Genomic DNA, 18,673 nt, shown 5'->3' with positions numbered 1-18,673 from the left:
GAGCTCCAAGCCCAGGTTCAGGCTGCCTGCCATTTCCTGTGCGGACACCGTCCACGAGCGCGGCGACCGTCTCAGAGAAACAACCTCGCTGTGCCGGCACGTGTGCCAGCACAGCGAGGACAGTTCTTATATCAGTATACTACTTCTTGGCTACGAGTTTCTTGACGACCGGCTTCTTGGCTACGGGCTTCGCGGCCTTGACAGCGGGTTTGACTGCAACAACCTTCTTCCCTGGAGCTTTGGCAGCAACAATCTTCTTTGCCGGAGCTTTGACGACCAACTTCTTGGCTGCCGGCTTCGCGGCCTTGACAACCGTCTTCTTGGCCACTGGCTTCGCCACGGCCTTGACAGTCTTCTTGGCGACCGGCGTAACCTTCTTCACTGCCTTCGGTGCAGCGACGACCTTCTTTACTGTTACTGCAGACTTCTTTGTTGTTCCAGCCATTGCCATCTCCTTTGTTGAGATTCATGTTGAGATTCATGTTGACGTTGATACCAGCACTTGATGTCAATACTCTACGACAAAACAAGTTTCATAAAAGATGTCAAGCCCCCGCGCGTGGGCACGTCGCAACATCTCACTACCACCAACGCCGCTTCTGGAGATACGATACGGACTTCGTGACGTTTTTGCGCGTACGGTTCAATTGTCGACGTTTGTCTCGAAAGGCATAGAAATCGCTGCTCCGGGCACTTCTTCGTCCGGTGGAGCATAGTCCGGAATCAGAACCTCCACATCGCGGATATCGCGCACCATGAAGCTCGCGACGCTCACCACGAGCGCCACGCCACCAAACAGCACAAACATGAGAGCCATGCCGGCACCACGACCGACGCCGACCAGTGGGCCAAACACTCCTGCCAGGATCCCTCCTGGCATCATCCGGGGCTCAAATACGAGGTCCGCCAGTGGTCCAGCCGTCAGCATGGCCACGGGCACCGAGACTTGCGCGATCATCAGGCGCGTGCCAAAGACCTTGCCCTGCACGTCGTGGGGCACCTTCGTCTGCCAGATAGCGTCGTTGCAGCCGTTGAGAAACGGGATAATGAGCGATCCGAGAAATCCGGAGACGAGCCAGATGGGCAACGTTCGACCAAATCCCATGAGCATGATGCCCAGAGCGGACACAGACACCATGCCCCACAGGACGCCGTACACCTTGCGGCGTGGACCACCCCAGGCCGTCATGAGAGCGCCTCCGACGACACCACCAACAGCGGACACCGTGTTGATGATGCCCAGTGTGGTCGGCCTGTCACCTGTACGCGCCAGGATCATGGGAGTCCACAGCGTCATGCATACTGACGCGATGAGGTTCGAGACGAAGAAGCTGAGCTGCAGCAAGAGCAAAGGTCGACGCGCCACGATGTAGCGCCAGCCGAAGACTGTTTCCTTCCAGAGGCTGCCGTGTGCCTCTTCACCTGCCTGTGACCGCAAAGGACGGGGAACAGCGACTGCCAGCAGCAATGCGACGGCGATGCAGAATGAAGCGATGTCGAACAGGAAAATCGGCACCAGTCCCCACATGACGACAACCGCACCCGCAATGATGGGCGCAAGGATGCCGGAGCCGCTCTGCGCCAGCGACATCATGCCCGCAGCCTGGCCATACTTCTCCCTGGGCATCATGGTGCTGATCGCGGCCTGATACGCAGGCCACTGGAATGCCTGGAACGTCCCCGACAACGCCCCCACGACGCAGAGGTGCCAGATCTGCAGGTGCCCAGTAGCATACAGGACAAGCATGATGACCGTACCCAGTCCTGACGCTACATCCGAGACCCCCATGGTCACCTTGCGGTTCCACCGGTCGACCAGCGCTCCAGCAATCGGACTCATAATGATAATGGGCGTGAAACTACAGAACGCGACGATGCTCAGGGCGGTTGCACGACCTGTGACCTGCCACGCCCACACGCTCACACCAAAAGCAGTCATCGCGGACCCGATCAGCGAGACCACCTGACCAGCCCAGATGAGAGTAAACGCCTTCATTCCCTTCGGTCGAACTCGAGCCATAGAGCCCTCCTTATGGGTTTCTACAACTAAATGCTCGTGCACAGAGGATAGAGACGTCCTTGACTTTTGCAACAAGCGCGGCGGCCCGGAAGAGAAAGGCGCCGCACCAAATTTGGTGCGGCGCCTGGAAAGAACGTGCCGGCAGGAAGATGTCTACTCGACGACCACCATCTCGTACTGCCGCGTACCCAATCCGATCTCCTCGGCATGGGCGACCTGGGATTCCCAGTGCGTATCAGGGTGGACATGGGTGAACTTGTCGCCCTGTTCGAAGTGGACGTCCCCAAGGACGCTCCCCTGATTGGCGACGGCTTTGTTGACAAGGTCCACGCATGCCTGGTCGAGAGCCACCGGGTCGAAGCTCGCGGCGATGCCAATGTCGGGCACGATGGCCGCATCATTGAGGCCCCAGCAATCGCAGTTGGGGCTGACGTTCATGATGAAGCTGACGTGGAACGCCGGCTTACCATGCAGGACGGCATAGGCGTATTCCGCGATCTTCTCGTTGAGCGCGTCATTGGTCCCCTGGAACACGGGGCGCGCTGCGCCATACATGCAGACCGCGACGCACTGCCCACAGCCGACACACTTCGTGTAATCGATGAAGGCCTTGTGGTCAGCATTCCATCCGATCGCGACCTGCGGGCAGGAACGGACACAGGTACCGCAAGCGGTGCACTTGACGACGTCGATACGCGGCTTGGATTCAGAATGCATTTGCATCTTGCCGCCCCGCGAACCACTGCCCATGCCGAGATTTTTGAGCGTGCCGCCGAAGCCGGCCTGCTCATGCCCCTTGAAGTGCGTGAGCGAGACAATGATGTCGGCGTCGGCTATTGCAGTGCCGATCTTGGCTGTCTCGCAGCGCTTCAGGTGGATGGGGACCTCCCGGTAGTCCGTGCCCTTGAGGCCGTCGGCGATGATAACATCTGCCCCGATGGCGATACGGTTGAAGCCGTTCTCCTGGGCAGACTGCAGGTGATCGACCGCGTTGGAGCGGCCTCCCGAATACAGCGTATTACAGTCGGTAAGAAAGGGCCTGCCGCCCAGTTCATGAATCAGCCTGACGACCCGCGCCACATAATTGGGACGAATGTAGGCGAGATTACCGGGCTCTCCCAGGTGCAGCTTGAGGGCAACGAACTTGTCCTTGAAGTCGATGGTTTCGATGCCGGCAGCGCGCATCAAAGCCTCGGTCTTATCCAGCAAATTGTGACCGGGACGCGTACGCAGGTCCGTGAACCACACTTTCGATGCGTTCATGACTGCTCCATTGCGGTTTGCAGCCATCGCAGCTCTATTGTTCGATCGATACAATGATCCTTCATCTGTTCCTCCTGACGTGTTATATCTCTTAGTTACTGTAGCGTGAGGACGCCCGTGCGCAACCTCCGCGTCGTTGGGTGAAATGAACTCCCGCGAGCAGTAAACCACATCGAGGAGATGCTGAGAAGATGGGAGACCAGAAACGCATCTCGTTCACAATCGGTTCACGAACAAGTGACATACCTGTTCGACCAAGAATGGCTCTCCAAAACGACCTGGACGGCAATTCGAACCGCCCAGCCCCGCATGTTGACTTTTTCCTTCTGCGTGCGACAATCTTTTATGGTTATACGTGCAGTACTGCTCTCCATGACAGTCGAACCATCTCACCCACTCACTATGGCCACGTTTCATGTCTTCCGTTCGTCTGTTCTCAGCAGGAGAACGACCACAGCGACGCCGAGCACAACTGACCCAGCGCACGTGTCTGACCGCGCCAACATACCGGACGAAACCGGCCTTGCAGGGGAGATTTCTGCAAGGCCGGTTTGCGTTCGTCGAAGGAGGTGATGCCACGACCGGCGATTCCGTAAAGCCTCTGTACCCACACACCACAAACCTATATCCCGGAGGAACCATGATGAAACGAACCATCGCATTTTTGCTTGTTCTTACAGTACTCGTCGCAGGCGTTACCGGTTGCAGCACCGCCACCAAAGTAACTGACCAGGTTGTCAATCTGGGCGGTATCTTCCCGATGACCGGCGCCGCAGCCACCTTCGGTGTTTCCAGCAAGAACGGTGCAACCATGGCCGTCGAGGAGTTCAACGCTGCCGGCGGAGCAACGATCGGCGGTGTCAAGACTACGGTCAATTACATTAACGAGGACGACACTGGTTTACCCGAGGTCGGCGCCAGTGCTGCTCAGATGCTCATCAACCAGGACAAGGTCATTGGTATTGTCGGCCCCCTCATGAGCAAAGTCTCCCTGGCTGTCGCGCCTATCTGCCAAGCTGCCAGCGTCCCCATGATCGCGACAGGGTCCACTGCCACACAGGTCACACTGGTTGGTGACTACATCTTCCGTGCCTGCTTCATCGACCCGTTTCAGGGCACGGTGATGGCAAACTACGTCTGGAACACACTGAAGCTCAAGACAGCGGCTGTCCTTTATGATAATGGTAATGATTACAACAAGGGTCTTGCCGAGTACTTCAAGGCGGGTTTTGAGAAGAACGGCGGCAAAGTCGTCGCCTTTGAAGCATTCACGGACGAAGCGAAAACGGTCGACTACAAGGCTCAGCTGACCGTTATCAAGGCCGCCAACCCCGCGTTCCTGTATCTGCCCAACTACTACGCCTCAGTAGCCCTCCAGTTGAAGCAGGCACGCGAGATGGGTCTGAACGTCCCCGCCGGCGGTGGCGATGGCTGGGACTCACCCGACCTCGTCAAGATAGGTGGTGCAGCTGTCGAGGGTGGCGTCTTCTCTAACCACTTCTCCAAGGACAACCTCAGCCCCAAAGTCCAGGCTTTCGTCACGAAATACACGACCAAGTACGGGGCAGCACCCGACGCGCTCGCTGCTCTTGCATATGACGCCGCGGGGTTGTTCCTCGACGCATTTAAGACTGCCGGCTCGATCAAGGGCTCGGACATCAGGGATGCCATGAAGAATACGATCTTCTCGGGCGTCGCCGGCGCCTACAAGTTCGACGCAAACCGCAACCCCATCAAATCCGCAGTCATTCTGCAGATCAAGAACGGCCAGCAGACGTACCTGACGACCGTCAACCCGTAACCGATACGATGACAGTCGCGGCGACAGGGTACGCCCCACGCCGTGACTGTCATCACCAGCGACGTACGTCCGTGCGCCGCAAGCCTTATCCAGACCCTGCACGCATCCCTGGCGACCTTATTTATGCCAATCTGCGCCTCGACATGCATGTCGGTACTCGGGCGGCCCATGGACAGGAGGTCACGTACACCTTGACAATTCTTACGGCATCGCAATAGTGTGCGGTAGAAGGTTGAATACATGAAACGGCACTTGGAATATCTCAAATTAGCAATATCAGACCTGATGCGAGGTGCTGAAATGCGGCGCACAGAGATCTATTCCGTCACAATCGGATCCGCCCCTTACGTTGCTGGTATGCCTATGTCGATTCTTCTGAACATCTCTCCGGGACTTATACAAAGACACGTCACAGTACAGCACGTCGAACCTCTCCCCTGTTGTCTGTTCACAGACCCACGTGCTCGGTCATGCCGAAAGATGCCGCTAAATGCACTCCTATAGCTCCTTTACTGTCCTTGGCCCCTGTTTGTTGACTTTTTTGTCGATTTTGCGAGAATTCACCATGGACATCAAATGGTTCCCTTTTCTTGTCTCATACCTTGACTCGCCACACCCATTCGGTTCATGCTCACGCCTGGTGCCAGATGGCTGTGCCTCAGACCCGCCGGACAGGATTCTGCCCGGAATCTGCAGTGAGCAGGGACCCAAGCCCTCAGCTTGTGCAGTAACTAGAAGACCTCACGGAAAATATGTCGTGAGGCCTTTCCGCTTTCTTGGAAAGGGGGTGTCGACAGGCCTGCAAGCCTGACGATGCTCTGGCATTCCACGAACAGGTTCTACACATCCGCATCAAGAGAGGAGAAAACATGAGAAGAGTACTTGCCATTATTCTTGTCTGTACACTGATTGCCGGCGTTGGCGTTGGATGCAAAGCAAAAGCTGGGGTTGTCAACCTGGGTGGTATCTTCCCGATGACCGGCGCCTCGGCCACCTTCGGTACTTCCAGCAAGAACGGTGTAGACATGGCCGTCGAGGAATTCAACGCTGCCGGCGGAGCAACGATCGGAGGCGTCAAGACGACGGTCAACTACATCAACGAGGACGACACTGGTCTGCCAGAGGTCGGTGCCAGCGCCGCCCAGATGCTCATCAACCAGGACAAGGTCATTGGTATTATCGGTGCCGTCATGAGTAAGGTCAGCCTGGCTATCGGGCCTATCGCGCAGGCTGCCGGCGTGCCGGAGATCTCGCCCACGTCCACCAATACCAAGGTCACGCTGGTCGGTGACTATATCTTCCGCGCCTGCTTCATCGACCCATTCCAGGGCACGGTCATGGCCAACTACGCGTACAATACCCTCAAGGTCACGACTGCCGCAGTGCTGTACGACAACGGCAACGACTACAACAAGGGTCTTGCCGAGAACTTCAAGGCGAGTTTTGAGAAGCTGGGCGGCAAAGTCGTCGCCTACGAAGCATTCACCGACGAGGCGAAAACGGTCGACTACAAGGCCCAGCTGACCGTCATCAAGGCCGCCAACCCTGCGTTCCTGTATCTGCCCAACTATTACGGCTCGGTTGCTCTCCAGTTGAAGCAGGCACGCGAGATGGGTCTGAACGTCCCCGCCGGCGGTGGCGATGGCTGGGACTCACCTGACCTCGTCAAGATAGGTGGCGCGGCTGTCGAGGGTGGCGTTTTCTCCACCCACTTCTCCAAAGACGACCCAGCCCCCAAAGTTCAGACTTTCGTCAAGGCATACACAGCCAAGTACAATGAACCGCCCGACTCAATGGGTGCTCTTGCATATGACGCTGCAGGACTGCTCCTCGACGCCTTCAAGACTTGCGGATCGATCAAGGGCTCGGACATCAGGGATGCCATGAAGAACACGACCTTCTCGGGCATATCCGGCGCCTACAAGTTCGATGAAAATCGCGACCCGATCAAGGCCGCAGTCATCATCAAGATCGTGAACGGCCAGCAGAGCTTCCTGACAACTGTCAACCCGTAACCTGGCACGCATCTCGGCGCAGCGGGGACCAGGTACCTCCCGCTGCGCCCCCTGTTGGAGGAGAAAACATGGGTCAGTTTCTGCAGCAACTCATCAACGGCATTCAAATAGGCAGTATCTATGCCTTGATTGCCCTGGGCTATACAATGGTGTATGGCATCGTGCGCCTCATCAACTTTGCCCACGCCGACATTTTCATGTTTGGCGCATACATGGGATTCTTCCTTGCCCCCGTCATGGCCAAGATCTTTGGTGGCGCCTTCATCCCGACAATCATCGCAGCCATGCTTATTACCGGCCTGCTTGGCTTCATCATGGAGAAACTTGCATATCGCCCGCTGCGCTACAAGTCCCGCCTTTCGGCACTGATCACGGCACTGGGCGTTTCCATATTCCTCGAGAACTTCTGTGCAATGCCCTTCGTTTTCGGCCCTACGTACCGCGCCTTCCCTAGCATGATCGTGGCCAGAAACATCACCATTCCGGGCAACCTGGGCCTCGTCATTTCCAATGTGCTGTTACTCGACGTCGGCGTTTCGGTCTCCCTGATGGTCCTGCTGTTCTGGTTTGTCAACAAGACGCTCATGGGCAAGCAGATGCGCGCAGTATCGTTCGACAAGCCGACGGCCAGCCTCATGGGCATTAACATCGACGTTGTCATCAGCACGGCGTTCATCGTGGGTCCTGCGCTGGCAGGCGCCGGCGGTATCCTTTATGGCACGACCTACGGCATGCTGGCATCCCCATTCCTGGGAATATGGCCGGGTATGAAGGCGTTCATCGCAGCGGTCCTGGGCGGCATCGGTAACATCCCCGGCGCCGTGCTCGGCGCCTATGTCATGGGCATCTCGGAGGCATTTGCGACGTCGGTCAACTCCAACCTGGGTTATGGTATCGCGTTCGTCATCCTTATTGCCATACTGCTTATTCGACCTAGCGGCCTGCTAGGCAAGTTTGTGCCAGAGAAGGTCTGAAATGACGTTTCTCCGTACACACCGCACCATAACCACAATCATTGCATTCGTGCTGTTGTATGCCGTCTTTAAGGTCCTGTATCTGACGGGTATCCTGAACACGTACTACATCCAGCTCATCATCCTGGTTGGTATCAACATCGTCATGACCGTCAGCCTGGGTATGGTCAACGGTTTCACCGGTCAATTCTCCATCGGACACGCCGGCTTCATGGCTGTCGGCGCCTATACGTCAGCCATGATCACCACGACCTGGTTGCATGTGAGTACGGCAAATCCATGGGTCGGCTATCCTGTCTTCGTTCTATCACTTCTTGCCGGCGGGTTGCTGGCTGCAGGAGTAGGCTATCTTGTCGGTGCGCCATCACTCCGTCTCAAGGGCGACTATCTGGCGATCGTGACGCTATCGGCCAACGAGCTGATCCACGCGATCCTCAACGCTACTGAAGCCGTCGGCGGCCCCCGTGGCCTGGGCGGCATCCCCAAGTTCACCAACTTGGAAGTCGTCTTCGTGTTTGCAATCGTAAGCGTCGCTCTCATGCGCAACTACCTGTTCTCCTCGCCCGGACGCTCCATGAAGGCGGTCCGCGACTCAGAGATCGCCGCTGAATCCACCGGAATCAACACGACAAAGCAGAAGGTGTTTGTGTTCGTTTTCTCGGCCTTCTTCGCCGGCGTGTCGGGCGGTGTCTTCGCGCACCTGCTTCAGTTCATCGATCCGAGTAGCTTTACCTTCGTGAAGTCGCTGGAGTATCTTATCTATCTGTACGTCGGCGGTGCCATGTCAATCAGCGGTGCCATAGTCGGCCCGGTCATCTTCACGCTCCTGCCCGAACTAATGCGCAGCCTGCAGTCGTGGCGTATGGTCATCTATCCGCTGATCCTCATCCTGACCATGATCTTCCGGACGGAAGGCATCATGGGCCTCAAGGAATTTAGCTTCATCCTCATTCCCCAACGTCAGAGAAAGGAGGTGAGCGCATAATGGCTCTCCTCGATATTCAACATCTCACGCAATTCTTCGGTGGCCTGCGTGCCGTTTCCGACTTCAACATCCAGCTCGAGCATGGTGAGATCGTCGGCCTCATTGGACCCAACGGCGCCGGCAAGACGACCGTCTTCAACGTGATCACCGGCGTTTATGCGCCGACCAAGGGTACCATCGTCTTCGACGGGCAGAGCATTGTGGGCAGGAAAACCTACCAGATCACCCAGGCAGGGATCGCCCGCACGTTCCAGAACATCCGCCTGTTCAGCCAGTCCAGTGTTATCGACAACATCAAGATTGCCTATCATTTCCGAATGTCCTATGGCAACACTGATGCGTTCCTGCACACACGCAAGTATTGGCAGGGTGAGCAGCAGGTCGACGACTACGCTATCGACCTCCTGCGCCTGTTTCACTTGGAGGGACATGCCGACGACATCTCGGGTTCCCTCCCCTACGGGGCTCAGCGCCGGCTGGAAATCGCCCGCGCTCTTGCCACCAAACCCAAGCTTCTCATCCTGGACGAGCCCGCAGCCGGCATGAACCCGGCAGAGGCAGACGAACTGATGGAAATGATCCACTGGCTCCGTGACAAGTTCGACCTGACTATCCTGCTCATCGAACACCAGATGAGGGTAGTCATGGGCGTGTGCGAACGCATCAAGGTCATGGACTTCGGTGAAACCATCTGCGAAGGCGTGCCCGAGTACATCCGCAACGACCCCCGGGTCTGCGAAGCATACCTTGGAAAGGGGGCCTGACATGTTACTCGAAGTCAAGAACATCGACGTTTTCTATGGCTCCATCCGTGCGTTGAAGGGCATCTCCTTCAGCGTAGAAAAAGGCGAAATCGTCTCAATCATCGGCGCCAATGGCGCCGGCAAGTCGACGACGCTGCGCGCCATCTCCGGCATTCTGCGCGCAACGTCCGGCAGTATTATTTATGACGGACACGATATCACCCACACGCCGCCGCATCTCATCGCACGCATGGGTATCTCCCACGTTCCCGAAGGCCGTGGCATCTTCGGCAACCTGACGGTACAGGAGAACCTGGACGTGGCTCTATCGTCGGTCAAAGATAAGAAAACGGCCGGCCCCAACCTGGACAAGGTATTCTCGCTGTTCCCGCGTCTCAAGGAACGCAGACGACAAGTCTCTGGCACACTGTCAGGCGGTGAACAACAGATGCTGGCTGTCGGCCGGGGTCTCATGCAGAACAACCCGTTCATGCTCCTCGATGAACCTTCCATGGGTCTGTCGCCCGTCCTGGTCGAGGAGATCTTCGGCATCATTGTCGAGATCAACCAATTGGGCAAGACCGTGCTGCTCGTCGAGCAGAATGCTTTCAAGGCACTGTCTATCGCTCACCGCGCATACGTGCTGGAAACCGGTTCCCTGGTTCTGTCAGGGACGGCCAAGGAACTGCGCGACAACCCCGACGTCAAGAAGGCCTACCTGGGCGGCTAACCTCCCCGCCCTTTTCCTCCTGTACGGCCTGTCGGGCAGCGGAAACGAGCAGTCGCTGCCCGACACGATGTTCTGGACACCCGGCAACAACGAGCCCCTCCTGACGGAGGGGCTCGTTATCTCGACCTTTCAAACCAGGGGATCAGACCCCTCAGCACGTTGTGGACTAAGCGCGCTCCAGTTCGGGACCGTAGGAGCCGGAACGGGCCGCGCTATTGCACTTGCTTCGATGATAGAAGGCCGCCTGCGCTGCCACCACGTTTGCCTGCTCGCCGTGCCAGATGGTGAGCGCGGGTTCCTGCAGTGCCCGTCCGTACGAGTAGCTCAGTTCCCACGGATGCGGTCCCAGCTTGTTCATCGCATTGAGATGAGCGGTCGCCAGTTCGGACGACTGCCCTCCCGAAAGGAAGACGATGCCCGGAACGGCGGCAGGAACGGTACGGCGCAGTGTGCGCACGGTCGCCTCGGCCACGTCCTGGACCCCCGCCTGCCGGGGGCAGGACTTGCCAGAGATCGTCATGCTCGGCTTGAGTAGTATACCCTCGAGCAGGACCCCTTGCCGGGCAAGCTCGTTGAAGACCGACCTCAAGACGCCCAGGGTGACGAGTTCACACCGCTCCTGATCATGATCGCCATCCATGAGGACTTCGGGTTCGACGATCGGAACAAGTCCAGCTTCCTGTGCCAGGGCCGCATAGCGCGCAAGAGCCTGTGCGTTGGCACTGACACATGCCCTGCTGGGGATACCCGCCCCAATAGTGATGACGGCACGCCACTTGGTGAACCGCGCGCCCAGCGATCGATACTCGGCCAGCCGTTCACGAAGGCCATCCAGTCCCTGTGTGACCTTCTCCCCGGGGTGAAGCGCCAACTCAACCGTTCCCGTGTCGACTTTGATGCCGGGGATGATAGCCTTCTCGGCCAGCAGCCTGGGAAACAGCGTTCCACCGAGGGACTCCTGGCGGATCGTTTCGTCATAGAGGATAACGCCTGAGATAAATTCCTCGACACCGGGCGTCGTAAACAGCATGTCCCGATAAGTGCGATGCGTCTCGGCAGTCGACGCCACGCCCAGTTTCGCAAATCTCTTGCCGATGGTTCCTACACTCTCGTCGGCCGCCAGGATTCCCTTGTGCGGTGCCACCAGAGCTCTGGCCGTCTCCTTCAACTCACGTTCGTACAACATACCATCCTCCTTATCCGCAGGTCATCTGTGACAATGCGGCACATACGCATCCAATACACGATCAGTCGGCTGAGTCGTCCGGCTCGTCCATATCCTCGTCGGTTTCGTCGAGGTCGGCAGCGCGGCTGCGATAGTCTTCTGCCAGCTCTTTGTTTCCCGCTTCCTCGTACGACTCGCTCATTTCCCAGAACAACTGCTGTCGAAGATCGAGATCGGGCTGGTCGGCTTCGAGGTCCAGCGCCTGCTGGAACAGGACGACAGCCTGCTCATGGTTCCCGTCAAGTGCGCTCGCATCGCCGATCGTCTGCAGTGCACGCGCCTGAAAAAGCTTATCGTGCAGAGCCTTGCCAAGAGCACCACCCTTTTCCGCCAGCTCACGTGCCTTGGCTGCATCTCCCTGGGCGATGGCCACCTGGCTCATGATGAGAAGAGCATCAGTTTCAAGGTCCTTGTTGCCCATACTCTTCGATGTGGTACAGGCGACCTGGAAGTAGTGCATCGCCTTGTCCCACTCCTCCATCTCCGTATACATGCCACCGAGGTCACTCGCGTAATGCAGCGTGAGCTCAGGATCCGCCGGCAAGTCCTTGGCCAGGGCTTCGGCCTTCAATGAGAAGGTAATGCCCTTCTCCATCTCGTCGAGCATGCCATACAACGGACCCATGTTGACATAGACGTGGGCCAAGCCGGCATTATCATGCTTGGCCTCGTACAGCGCGATCGCCCTGTCCAGCAGGGCCAGCGCGGGTTTGAACTCGTCCTGCTCCGCAAGAACCACCGCTGCATCCAGCAACGCGGTCGCAGGCGGCGTGCCCACCGGACACGCCTGTTCCACCTTCTGAACGAAGTCCTTGGGGTCCTTCTTGAACGAACGCGTCAGCTCGGCGAGGCGTTCCCGCTGTCTGCGGTCCTTGCGGTCCTCCGCGCTGCTGCTCATGGGTTCTCTGCTCTTGTCTGTCATGTTTGGTCCTCCTGTGCTGCTCTGCCGCGGCTACGCGCGCGGACTGGCCAGCTGACCCGCGGCAAACGCGATCGCGCGCCGCATGTATGCCTCGTCGAACCCGCTTAGAACGGCTGGTGTTTCAAACACCCGGTGCGGGATCGTCAATTTGTTGAAGTCGAAGCCGTTCGCAAACTTGAACGCGAACTTCGCCCGATAGATATCGTCTGCGGTTGCTGCCAACTGTTCCGCCGTCAGGTCGTACCCCGCCGCGGCAAGCGCCCGCAGTGTCAGCTCCGGCGTGTAGATGCCACGGGCGAAGAAACACACCGTGAGCGAACTGAGCACCTGGCGCCAGCGCTCCTCGTCCATGAGCTTCTGAGCTAGCTGTTCGGCCGGAATGAGTCCTTTGATCAGCTCCTTCTGGTCGATGGCATAACCGGCATTGTCCAGATGGCTGTGACGTGCTCCCAGCATGAACCCCAGGTAGCCGGCCGGGCCCGTGTGGTACCCGGGCATCTCGTTACCACCAAACGCCATGGCAAAGTCGGCGCCACCATAACGGGCAGCCGCTGCGTCGACGCCATGGCTCAAAATGCTCCAGAACTCGTTGGCCTTGCTGGTGATGGCCTCGACGCCTGCGACATAGCCATCGACCTTCCCGAACTCGAGCTTCATGCCTCCCGTGTCCTGTTCCGTGACCAATCCCTTTTCCATTGCTTCGGTCGCCCAGGCCAGGCACACGCCGGAGCTCATGGCGTCCAGTCCCAGGACTTCTACCTTGTCCATGAGGCTCAGCACCTGCTCAGGATTGCTGAGGCCAAGCATCGAACCGAGCGCATAGATAGGCTCATAATCATAGGAGATCATCGTCGTCTTGTAATAGTACGCCTCATCCTGATAGGGTTCACGCAGCGCCGCGATGTGGATACAGGCGACGGGGCAATGCGAGCAGGCCAGGCGACGGCCGAGGTAATGCTCGGCGTAGTGCTCGCCCGAAATAGCTTCAGCAGACTCAAAGTGTCCCGCCTGCACGTTGCGCGTAGGAAGCCCACCGAGGGCGGACAGCGGCTGGATGTTTTCCGCTGTTCCCAGATCGTGGTACTTCTTCATGACGGGGCTTCTGACCGCCGCGGTGTTGATCTCGTCGTAGAGTGCCCGGTACACGACCTTGTCCGCGACTTCAAGCGTCCGATTGCCCGATACCACGACAGCCTTGAGCTTCTTACTGCCAAAGACCGCCCCCATGCCGAGCCGCCCGAAGTGCCTGTAGGTCTCCGTGCTGACGTCGGCGTAGGTTACCAGGTTCTCCCCTGCACGACCGATGCGCATGATGCTGCGCAGGCCCGCCGAACTCTCGCTCTGCCGTAGTATGCGCCCTGCCGTCACGCTGGATCTCATGCCCCACAGTGTGGTGGCATCGTGGAAATATGCCTTGCCTTCCTCGATGCTGAGGTATCCCGGATTGACGTTGGCGCCGGTGATGACGATTGCGCCGATCCCCGACATACGGATGGCGACTGCACTACGGCCGCCCGCATGCGATTCGCCCAGGTTGCCAGTGTGTGGCGACTTGAACATCGCCACGGTCTTGGACCCGAGAGGGAAGAGTCCATCCAGAGGTCCGGTCGCAAGTACGACAGGCGCCTCGGGGGCCAGCGGATCCATGGCCGCTGGGCAGTTCTCGGTCAGAAGCTGAATAGCGACTCCCGCCCCTCCGAAATACTTCCCGAACAGGTCCTCGCGACGCTCGACCCATGAGCGCTTCTTGCTCAGGTCGACGTACAGGACGTTGGCAAGCGGATCATTTGGCAGCATTGGAGACCTCTTGGCGGCGTTCTTCGAGCGCCAGTACTCCATGCGGGCAGTACTTGGCACAGTAGCCACAATGCACACAGATGATCGGCTTCTCTGCTTCCTTGTCCCAGAAAATGGCACTGACGATGCACGCTTGCCGGCACAGTCCACAGCCGGTGCACTTCGAGGGATCCAGAAGGACTCCTCCGCCCTTGCGCAGGACCAATGCATCCTCCGGGCATACCTTGGCACACGGGGGGTCCTGGCATGCTCGACAAACGACCACCGAAAGACCATGTTCCATGCCGCCCACGGACTTGACGTGGATTGCCGTCTTGCCCATTCCCGCATAGCCCAGCCGGCGAGTGCACGCAAACATGCATATCTGGCAGCCTGTACAGCGTTCCGCGTCAATGACGGATAGTCTCATGGATTCTTCTCCTTGCACTGCTACGTTGTTGGTGGCTACATCCGCCTGATCATTTATAGTATATGTCCAGTATGGCTATGTCATGCTTACATAGTGACTTATCCAACATACACGTGAATCGTTCCGTCAACTCATGAAGCACAGAACTGATTGCTTCCAGGCCAGAAGCCGCTCTCCAGAACCACAATAGTCATCGACCATCAAAACCAGACTGTCAAGTTTCCTTTTCTGGCGAGCCTGCGGCCCTGTGGTTCGTATAAGGTCTGGTTTGGATATACTTTCTTTACAGTACTGGGAGGTTCTGATGGAACAGTTTCATGAGACAATGAGTGGAGCAACGGTCACGAGGATGCCGGTCGGCCCCCTGCTGACCAATTGCTACCTGGTGCAGTCAGGAACGGAGCTCATGCTGGTGGACCCTGGCATGGTCTGGAACCGGGAGCTTGAGGAAGTGGCCACCGTCATCGAGAGCGCTAACGCCCGCCTCCGGTGGATCGTCTGTACCCATGGGCATTTCGATCACATCTCGGGCGTCGACACGGCGATGAAGCGTTTCCCAGACGCGACGCTCCTCATGGACCCTCTGGAGGTTGAACTCGCCAGAGACCCAGTGGCAAACTACGCCACACAGATGGGGTCCACATTCGCAATGCACGCTGAGCCATCTCCGCTGATTGTCGGGCAGGAAGTACCCCTGGGACTCATCACCTATCGCATCGCGACCATACGAGGGCATACGCCGGCCAGTAGCGTCCTCATCGCGGGAGACCACGCATTTGTCGGCGATACACTGTTTGCCGGTAGCGTCGGTCGCGCGCCCAACCAGAAAGAGTTCGAACAGCTGCTTGACGGGATACGCGTGACCCTCATGACGCTCCCCCCGGCCACACGCATCTTTCCGGGGCACGGAGAACCGACGAGCATCGGTGCCGAACTGGGCGCGAATCTTTGGCTGTAGTCAGGATCGGGACCTCGCTCGCAGCTGCGAGCGCGTCTGTTCCAGATCGCGGGAGATGCTGGCAAGCGCAATCAGGTAGAAAGGTGTCCAGCACATCGCAGCACCCGCGACGACCACGATGAATGCCGTGCCTAGACTCGCCCGATCGGCAACAAGCCCAGCCAGAAACGGTGCCAGGGCCGCGCCAGTCGCCTCGACCAGGCCCTGCATCGCAAGGGCGGTACTCCGAACCTCTGGCAGGCTCACGTCACTGATCGTCGCCCCTATGTTCGGAGCTGCGAACGAGGTCAGGAAGACTCCGGTCGCCGCCAGCAGGACAAACAGGACCGGCTCCGTTGTCGGTGTAAGAAGCGCCGTGCACAGCAGAACAGACCCTGGGAGCGTTGCTATGCCCGCAAGGAGACGGCCCTGGGGCATCCTCCGGAACAGTCTGTCACCGAGCACTCCCCCCAGCGGGAAGCCCACGCCGAGTCCCAGGACTGTCAGGGTCGCCACCGAGAGCGACGTTGTACCAGTGTAACCCCGTTCAGTTTCGAGATACCGAAAGAACCAGAATGTCACAACATTGATGGGCAGAACGGCAAAGAACCCCTGGGCATACAGTGCCACGAGGGTCCTTCGCCGCAGCAGGCTGCGCGCGACCGCCCAGCTGAACCGTGCTGCCACAGCCGGTGCCCCTGCGAGCTCCGGCTCTGTCGCTCCCCGTGCAACGTCCTTGACGACGAGCGCGACGAGCACGGCAACGACCAGGCCCGCCCCTCCGGTCATGACGAAGATCCACCGCCAGCCGACGCGCGGAGTGAGGGTCGTCGCCAGCACCGCACCAAGGACATACCCAGCCGGCATCGCCGTCTTGAGCAGAGCATACACCCTCCCCCGCACGCGCGGATCGAACGTGTCGGCAAGCAGGCTGTAGACGCCAGGCGTACTGGCGTCATCGACACCGGTGGCCGCCCGTGCCACGACGAACCAGCCGAAGGTGGGAGCGAGCGCCGAGAGCCAGGTTGTTGCGCCCCAGATGGTCGCGGCCAGTGCAATGAGTCGCGCCCGTGAAAACCGGTCAAAGAGATATCCCCAGACCGGGAAAAGCAGACCGCCGACGATAAGTGCCCCCGAGACTACCGCACCCATCTGCCCCTCATCGATCCTGAAGGAGGCCATGATAGAACTTGTCAGTGGGCCGATGAGCAGCCGGTCTGCCTCATGAAGCAGTGTGAAAAGGGTCAGTACTGCCAATACGGCCCACTTGCTGAATCGTCGGTGCTTCATCCTCATCTCTCCGGACGTTACGCCACTACTGTAAGCCAACTCACGCGATGTGTCCAGCCACAGATTTGAAGTCAGATATCAGTTCTGCACATTCTTCCTTTGGGCCATCACCATGCCAGTGGTATCATGAATTGATAAAAGACACAGTTCACGGAGGTTGACATGATCGACGTTTTTGTTATCGGTGGCGGACCCGGAGGGTACGTCGCTGCAATCAAGGCATCTCAGCTGGGTCTGTCGGTCGCGCTGGCAGAAGAAGCCGACATGGGCGGGGTCTGCACAAACTGGGGCTGTATCCCCACCAAGACAATGCTGGCCAGCAGCAAGCTCTTCACGCGCATGCAGGAGGCGCGCAAGTTTGGTCTGACTGCTGACAACGTGGGTGTTGACTTCGGCGCCGTCATGACCCGCAAGGACCAGGTCGTCGTCCGGCTGCGCAAAGGCATCGAATTCCTGATGAAGAAGAACAATATCCAGGTGTATAAGAGCCGCGCAACACTCAAAGACCCGACTCATGTCTGCATCGACGCGACCGGCGAGGTCGTTGAAGCGAAGAACGTCATCATTGCCACTGGCAGCTCTCCCATCAAGTTTCCCCCCTTCACCGACCCGGGCATCTGGACCAGTGACGACGTCTTCCGCAACAGGGAACAGCCGAAAGAACTGGTCGTGATCGGTGGCGGTGTTATCGGCGTGGAGATGGCGACATTTTTCAGCGCCATCGGAACAAAGGTCACCATCGTCGAGCTCATGCCACATATCCTGCCTGCCGAGGATGAGGACGTAGCACTGGCCATCGCTGCAACCCTCAAGAAGCGAGGTATCACCATCATCACCGGGGCGAAGACCCAGTCGGTCATGCCCACGGAGACTGGTTATAGCCTGACACTCGATGTGAACGGCGTCACGCAGGAAGTCCACGGTGATCACGTTCTGCTTTCTATCGGACGGCGGTCGAACGTCGGCCCGGAACTGGAAGCGGCAGGGATCACCCTGTCAAAGAAAGGCATCGTCGTCGACGACCACATGCGCACCAGCGTCCCCGGCGTCTATGCTGTCGGTGACGTAAAAGGGACCTACATGCTGGCACATGTCGCCGAGAAAGAAGGAGTCGTCGCTGCCGAGAACATCGCCGGGCATGACACTCACATGGTCTATACCGCCGTCCCTTCCGTCGTGTTCACCGACCCGGAGATCAGTGTCGTGGGCAAGAGAGAATACGAACTCAAGGCAGAAGGAATCCCGTACAAGGCAGGGACATTCCCCGTCAGCGCCAGCGGCAAGGCGCGGACAATGGAGGAAAGCATCGGTTTTGCCAAGGTCCTGGCGCATGCCGAAACCCACGAGATCCTGGGGATCGCCCTCTATTGCCCCGAAGCCACCGACCTCGTCATGGAATCGGTCCTGGCCGTACAGTTCGGGATGACGGCGGAGAAACTGCTTGAGGCGATCCACCCCCATCCGACGATGACAGAGATGATCATGGAGGCCACAGAAGGCTCGATCGGACTACCTCTGCAATTGTGAATACCCAAAGTACCTGGTACTATGGGGATTCACAA

General features: G+C 58.3%; 16 protein-coding genes. 8 read left to right on the top strand and 8 right to left on the bottom strand.

The genetic code is table 11. The features are described from left to right. Positions 1–139 precede the first annotated feature (139 nt). From SMC3_RS07745 to SMC3_RS07735, 3 genes are all read right to left on the bottom strand, one after another. The gene (locus SMC3_RS07745; protein ID WP_119087978.1) at positions 140–445 is read right to left on the bottom strand and encodes a histone H1; all 306 of its coding nucleotides are present in this window, start codon (positions 443–445) and stop codon (positions 140–142) included. 198 nt (positions 446–643) lie between these two features. Next, positions 644–2,020 carry an MFS transporter gene (locus SMC3_RS07740; RefSeq protein WP_119087977.1) on the bottom strand — a complete coding sequence of 459 codons (1,377 nt, stop codon included), beginning with the start codon at positions 2,018–2,020 and terminating at the stop codon, positions 644–646. A 153-nt stretch (positions 2,021–2,173) separates the two neighbouring features. Then, positions 2,174–3,283: a DUF362 domain-containing protein gene (locus SMC3_RS07735; protein WP_119088037.1), complete on the bottom strand. Its 1,110-nt coding sequence runs from the start codon at positions 3,281–3,283 to the stop codon at positions 2,174–2,176. 640 nt (positions 3,284–3,923) lie between these two features. On the opposite strand from SMC3_RS07735, the gene SMC3_RS07725 reads away from it, so the two are divergent. The 6 genes from SMC3_RS07725 (at position 3,924) to SMC3_RS07700 (ending at position 10,531) form a co-directional block, all read left to right on the top strand. After that, complete coding sequence (locus tag SMC3_RS07725) at positions 3,924–5,084, top strand: ABC transporter substrate-binding protein (protein ID WP_207799719.1); 1,161 nt, start codon at positions 3,924–3,926, stop codon at positions 5,082–5,084. A gap of 869 nt (positions 5,085–5,953) precedes the next feature. Further along, positions 5,954–7,099: an ABC transporter substrate-binding protein gene (locus SMC3_RS07720; RefSeq protein WP_119089985.1), complete on the top strand. Its 1,146-nt coding sequence runs from the start codon at positions 5,954–5,956 to the stop codon at positions 7,097–7,099. A gap of 68 nt (positions 7,100–7,167) precedes the next feature. Then, positions 7,168–8,073, top strand: a complete 906-nt coding sequence (locus SMC3_RS07715; RefSeq protein ID WP_119089984.1) for a branched-chain amino acid ABC transporter permease — start codon at positions 7,168–7,170, stop codon at positions 8,071–8,073. Position 8,074: 1 nt separating this feature from the next. Next, positions 8,075–9,058, top strand: coding sequence for a branched-chain amino acid ABC transporter permease (locus SMC3_RS07710; RefSeq protein WP_119087974.1), 984 nt, complete (start codon positions 8,075–8,077; stop codon positions 9,056–9,058). Next, the gene (locus SMC3_RS07705; RefSeq protein ID WP_119087973.1) at positions 9,058–9,822 is read left to right on the top strand and encodes an ABC transporter ATP-binding protein; all 765 of its coding nucleotides are present in this window, start codon (positions 9,058–9,060) and stop codon (positions 9,820–9,822) included. Before SMC3_RS07710 ends, SMC3_RS07705 begins: the two co-directional genes overlap by 1 nt. A 1-nt stretch (position 9,823) precedes the next feature. After that, positions 9,824–10,531, top strand: a complete 708-nt coding sequence (locus SMC3_RS07700) for an ABC transporter ATP-binding protein (protein WP_119089983.1) — start codon at positions 9,824–9,826, stop codon at positions 10,529–10,531. A gap of 166 nt (positions 10,532–10,697) precedes the next feature. Here SMC3_RS07700 and SMC3_RS07695 read toward each other — a convergent pair whose 3' ends face one another. The 4 genes from SMC3_RS07695 to SMC3_RS07680 all read right to left on the bottom strand — a co-directional run bounded on the left by SMC3_RS07695 (position 10,698) and on the right by SMC3_RS07680 (position 14,884). After that, the gene (locus SMC3_RS07695) at positions 10,698–11,717 is read right to left on the bottom strand and encodes a class I fructose-bisphosphate aldolase (protein WP_207799718.1); all 1,020 of its coding nucleotides are present in this window, start codon (positions 11,715–11,717) and stop codon (positions 10,698–10,700) included. 61 nt (positions 11,718–11,778) lie between these two features. Continuing rightward, entirely contained in the window at positions 11,779–12,678 is a 900-nt protein-coding gene (locus tag SMC3_RS07690; protein WP_119087971.1) for a tetratricopeptide repeat protein, read from the bottom strand. 30 nt (positions 12,679–12,708) lie between these two features. Continuing rightward, entirely contained in the window at positions 12,709–14,475 is a 1,767-nt protein-coding gene (locus tag SMC3_RS07685; protein ID WP_119087970.1) for an aldehyde ferredoxin oxidoreductase C-terminal domain-containing protein, read from the bottom strand. Further along, on the bottom strand, positions 14,462–14,884 hold the full coding sequence (locus SMC3_RS07680; protein WP_119087969.1) for a 4Fe-4S binding protein: 423 nt from the start codon (positions 14,882–14,884) through the stop codon (positions 14,462–14,464). The genes SMC3_RS07685 and SMC3_RS07680 overlap by 14 nt, the downstream gene beginning before the upstream one ends. Before the next feature lie 304 nt (positions 14,885–15,188). On the opposite strand from SMC3_RS07680, the gene SMC3_RS07675 reads away from it, so the two are divergent. Next, the gene (locus SMC3_RS07675) at positions 15,189–15,842 is read left to right on the top strand and encodes an MBL fold metallo-hydrolase (protein WP_119087968.1); all 654 of its coding nucleotides are present in this window, start codon (positions 15,189–15,191) and stop codon (positions 15,840–15,842) included. Here the strand turns inward: SMC3_RS07675 and SMC3_RS07670 are convergent, their stop codons facing one another. Then, the gene (locus SMC3_RS07670; protein WP_165846676.1) at positions 15,843–17,111 is read right to left on the bottom strand and encodes an MFS transporter; all 1,269 of its coding nucleotides are present in this window, start codon (positions 17,109–17,111) and stop codon (positions 15,843–15,845) included. A 162-nt stretch (positions 17,112–17,273) separates the two neighbouring features. On the opposite strand from SMC3_RS07670, the gene lpdA reads away from it, so the two are divergent. Beyond that, positions 17,274–18,638 (top strand): dihydrolipoyl dehydrogenase, encoded by a 1,365-nt coding sequence (lpdA, locus tag SMC3_RS07665; protein ID WP_119087966.1) that lies wholly within the window; start codon positions 17,274–17,276, stop codon positions 18,636–18,638. Positions 18,639–18,673 lie beyond the last annotated feature (35 nt).

Source organism: Candidatus Cryosericum hinesii (assembly GCF_003570985.1).
GTDB lineage: Bacteria > Caldisericota > Caldisericia > Cryosericales > Cryosericaceae > Cryosericum > Cryosericum hinesii.
This window is presented reverse-complemented; position numbering and strand designations above follow the sequence as displayed.

Excerpts from the sequence above, each read along its gene's own strand:
- SMC3_RS07745 (WP_119087978.1), bottom strand. The coding sequence starts at position 445 with ATGGCTGGAACAACAAAGAAGTCTGCAGTAACAGTAAAGAAGGTCGTC.
- SMC3_RS07740 (WP_119087977.1), bottom strand. The coding sequence starts at position 2,020 with ATGGCTCGAGTTCGACCGAAGGGAATGAAGGCGTTTACTCTCATCTGG.
- SMC3_RS07735 (WP_119088037.1), bottom strand. The coding sequence starts at position 3,283 with ATGAACGCATCGAAAGTGTGGTTCACGGACCTGCGTACGCGTCCCGGT.
- SMC3_RS07725 (WP_207799719.1), top strand. The coding sequence starts at position 3,924 with ATGATGAAACGAACCATCGCATTTTTGCTTGTTCTTACAGTACTCGTC.
- SMC3_RS07720 (WP_119089985.1), top strand. The coding sequence starts at position 5,954 with ATGAGAAGAGTACTTGCCATTATTCTTGTCTGTACACTGATTGCCGGC.
- SMC3_RS07715 (WP_119089984.1), top strand. The coding sequence starts at position 7,168 with ATGGGTCAGTTTCTGCAGCAACTCATCAACGGCATTCAAATAGGCAGT.
- SMC3_RS07710 (WP_119087974.1), top strand. The coding sequence starts at position 8,075 with ATGACGTTTCTCCGTACACACCGCACCATAACCACAATCATTGCATTC.
- SMC3_RS07705 (WP_119087973.1), top strand. The coding sequence starts at position 9,058 with ATGGCTCTCCTCGATATTCAACATCTCACGCAATTCTTCGGTGGCCTG.
- SMC3_RS07700 (WP_119089983.1), top strand. The coding sequence starts at position 9,824 with ATGTTACTCGAAGTCAAGAACATCGACGTTTTCTATGGCTCCATCCGT.
- SMC3_RS07695 (WP_207799718.1), bottom strand. The coding sequence starts at position 11,717 with ATGTTGTACGAACGTGAGTTGAAGGAGACGGCCAGAGCTCTGGTGGCA.
- SMC3_RS07690 (WP_119087971.1), bottom strand. The coding sequence starts at position 12,678 with ATGACAGACAAGAGCAGAGAACCCATGAGCAGCAGCGCGGAGGACCGC.
- SMC3_RS07685 (WP_119087970.1), bottom strand. The coding sequence starts at position 14,475 with ATGCTGCCAAATGATCCGCTTGCCAACGTCCTGTACGTCGACCTGAGC.
- SMC3_RS07680 (WP_119087969.1), bottom strand. The coding sequence starts at position 14,884 with ATGAGACTATCCGTCATTGACGCGGAACGCTGTACAGGCTGCCAGATA.
- SMC3_RS07675 (WP_119087968.1), top strand. The coding sequence starts at position 15,189 with ATGGAACAGTTTCATGAGACAATGAGTGGAGCAACGGTCACGAGGATG.
- SMC3_RS07670 (WP_165846676.1), bottom strand. The coding sequence starts at position 17,111 with ATGAAGCACCGACGATTCAGCAAGTGGGCCGTATTGGCAGTACTGACC.
- lpdA (WP_119087966.1), top strand. The coding sequence starts at position 17,274 with ATGATCGACGTTTTTGTTATCGGTGGCGGACCCGGAGGGTACGTCGCT.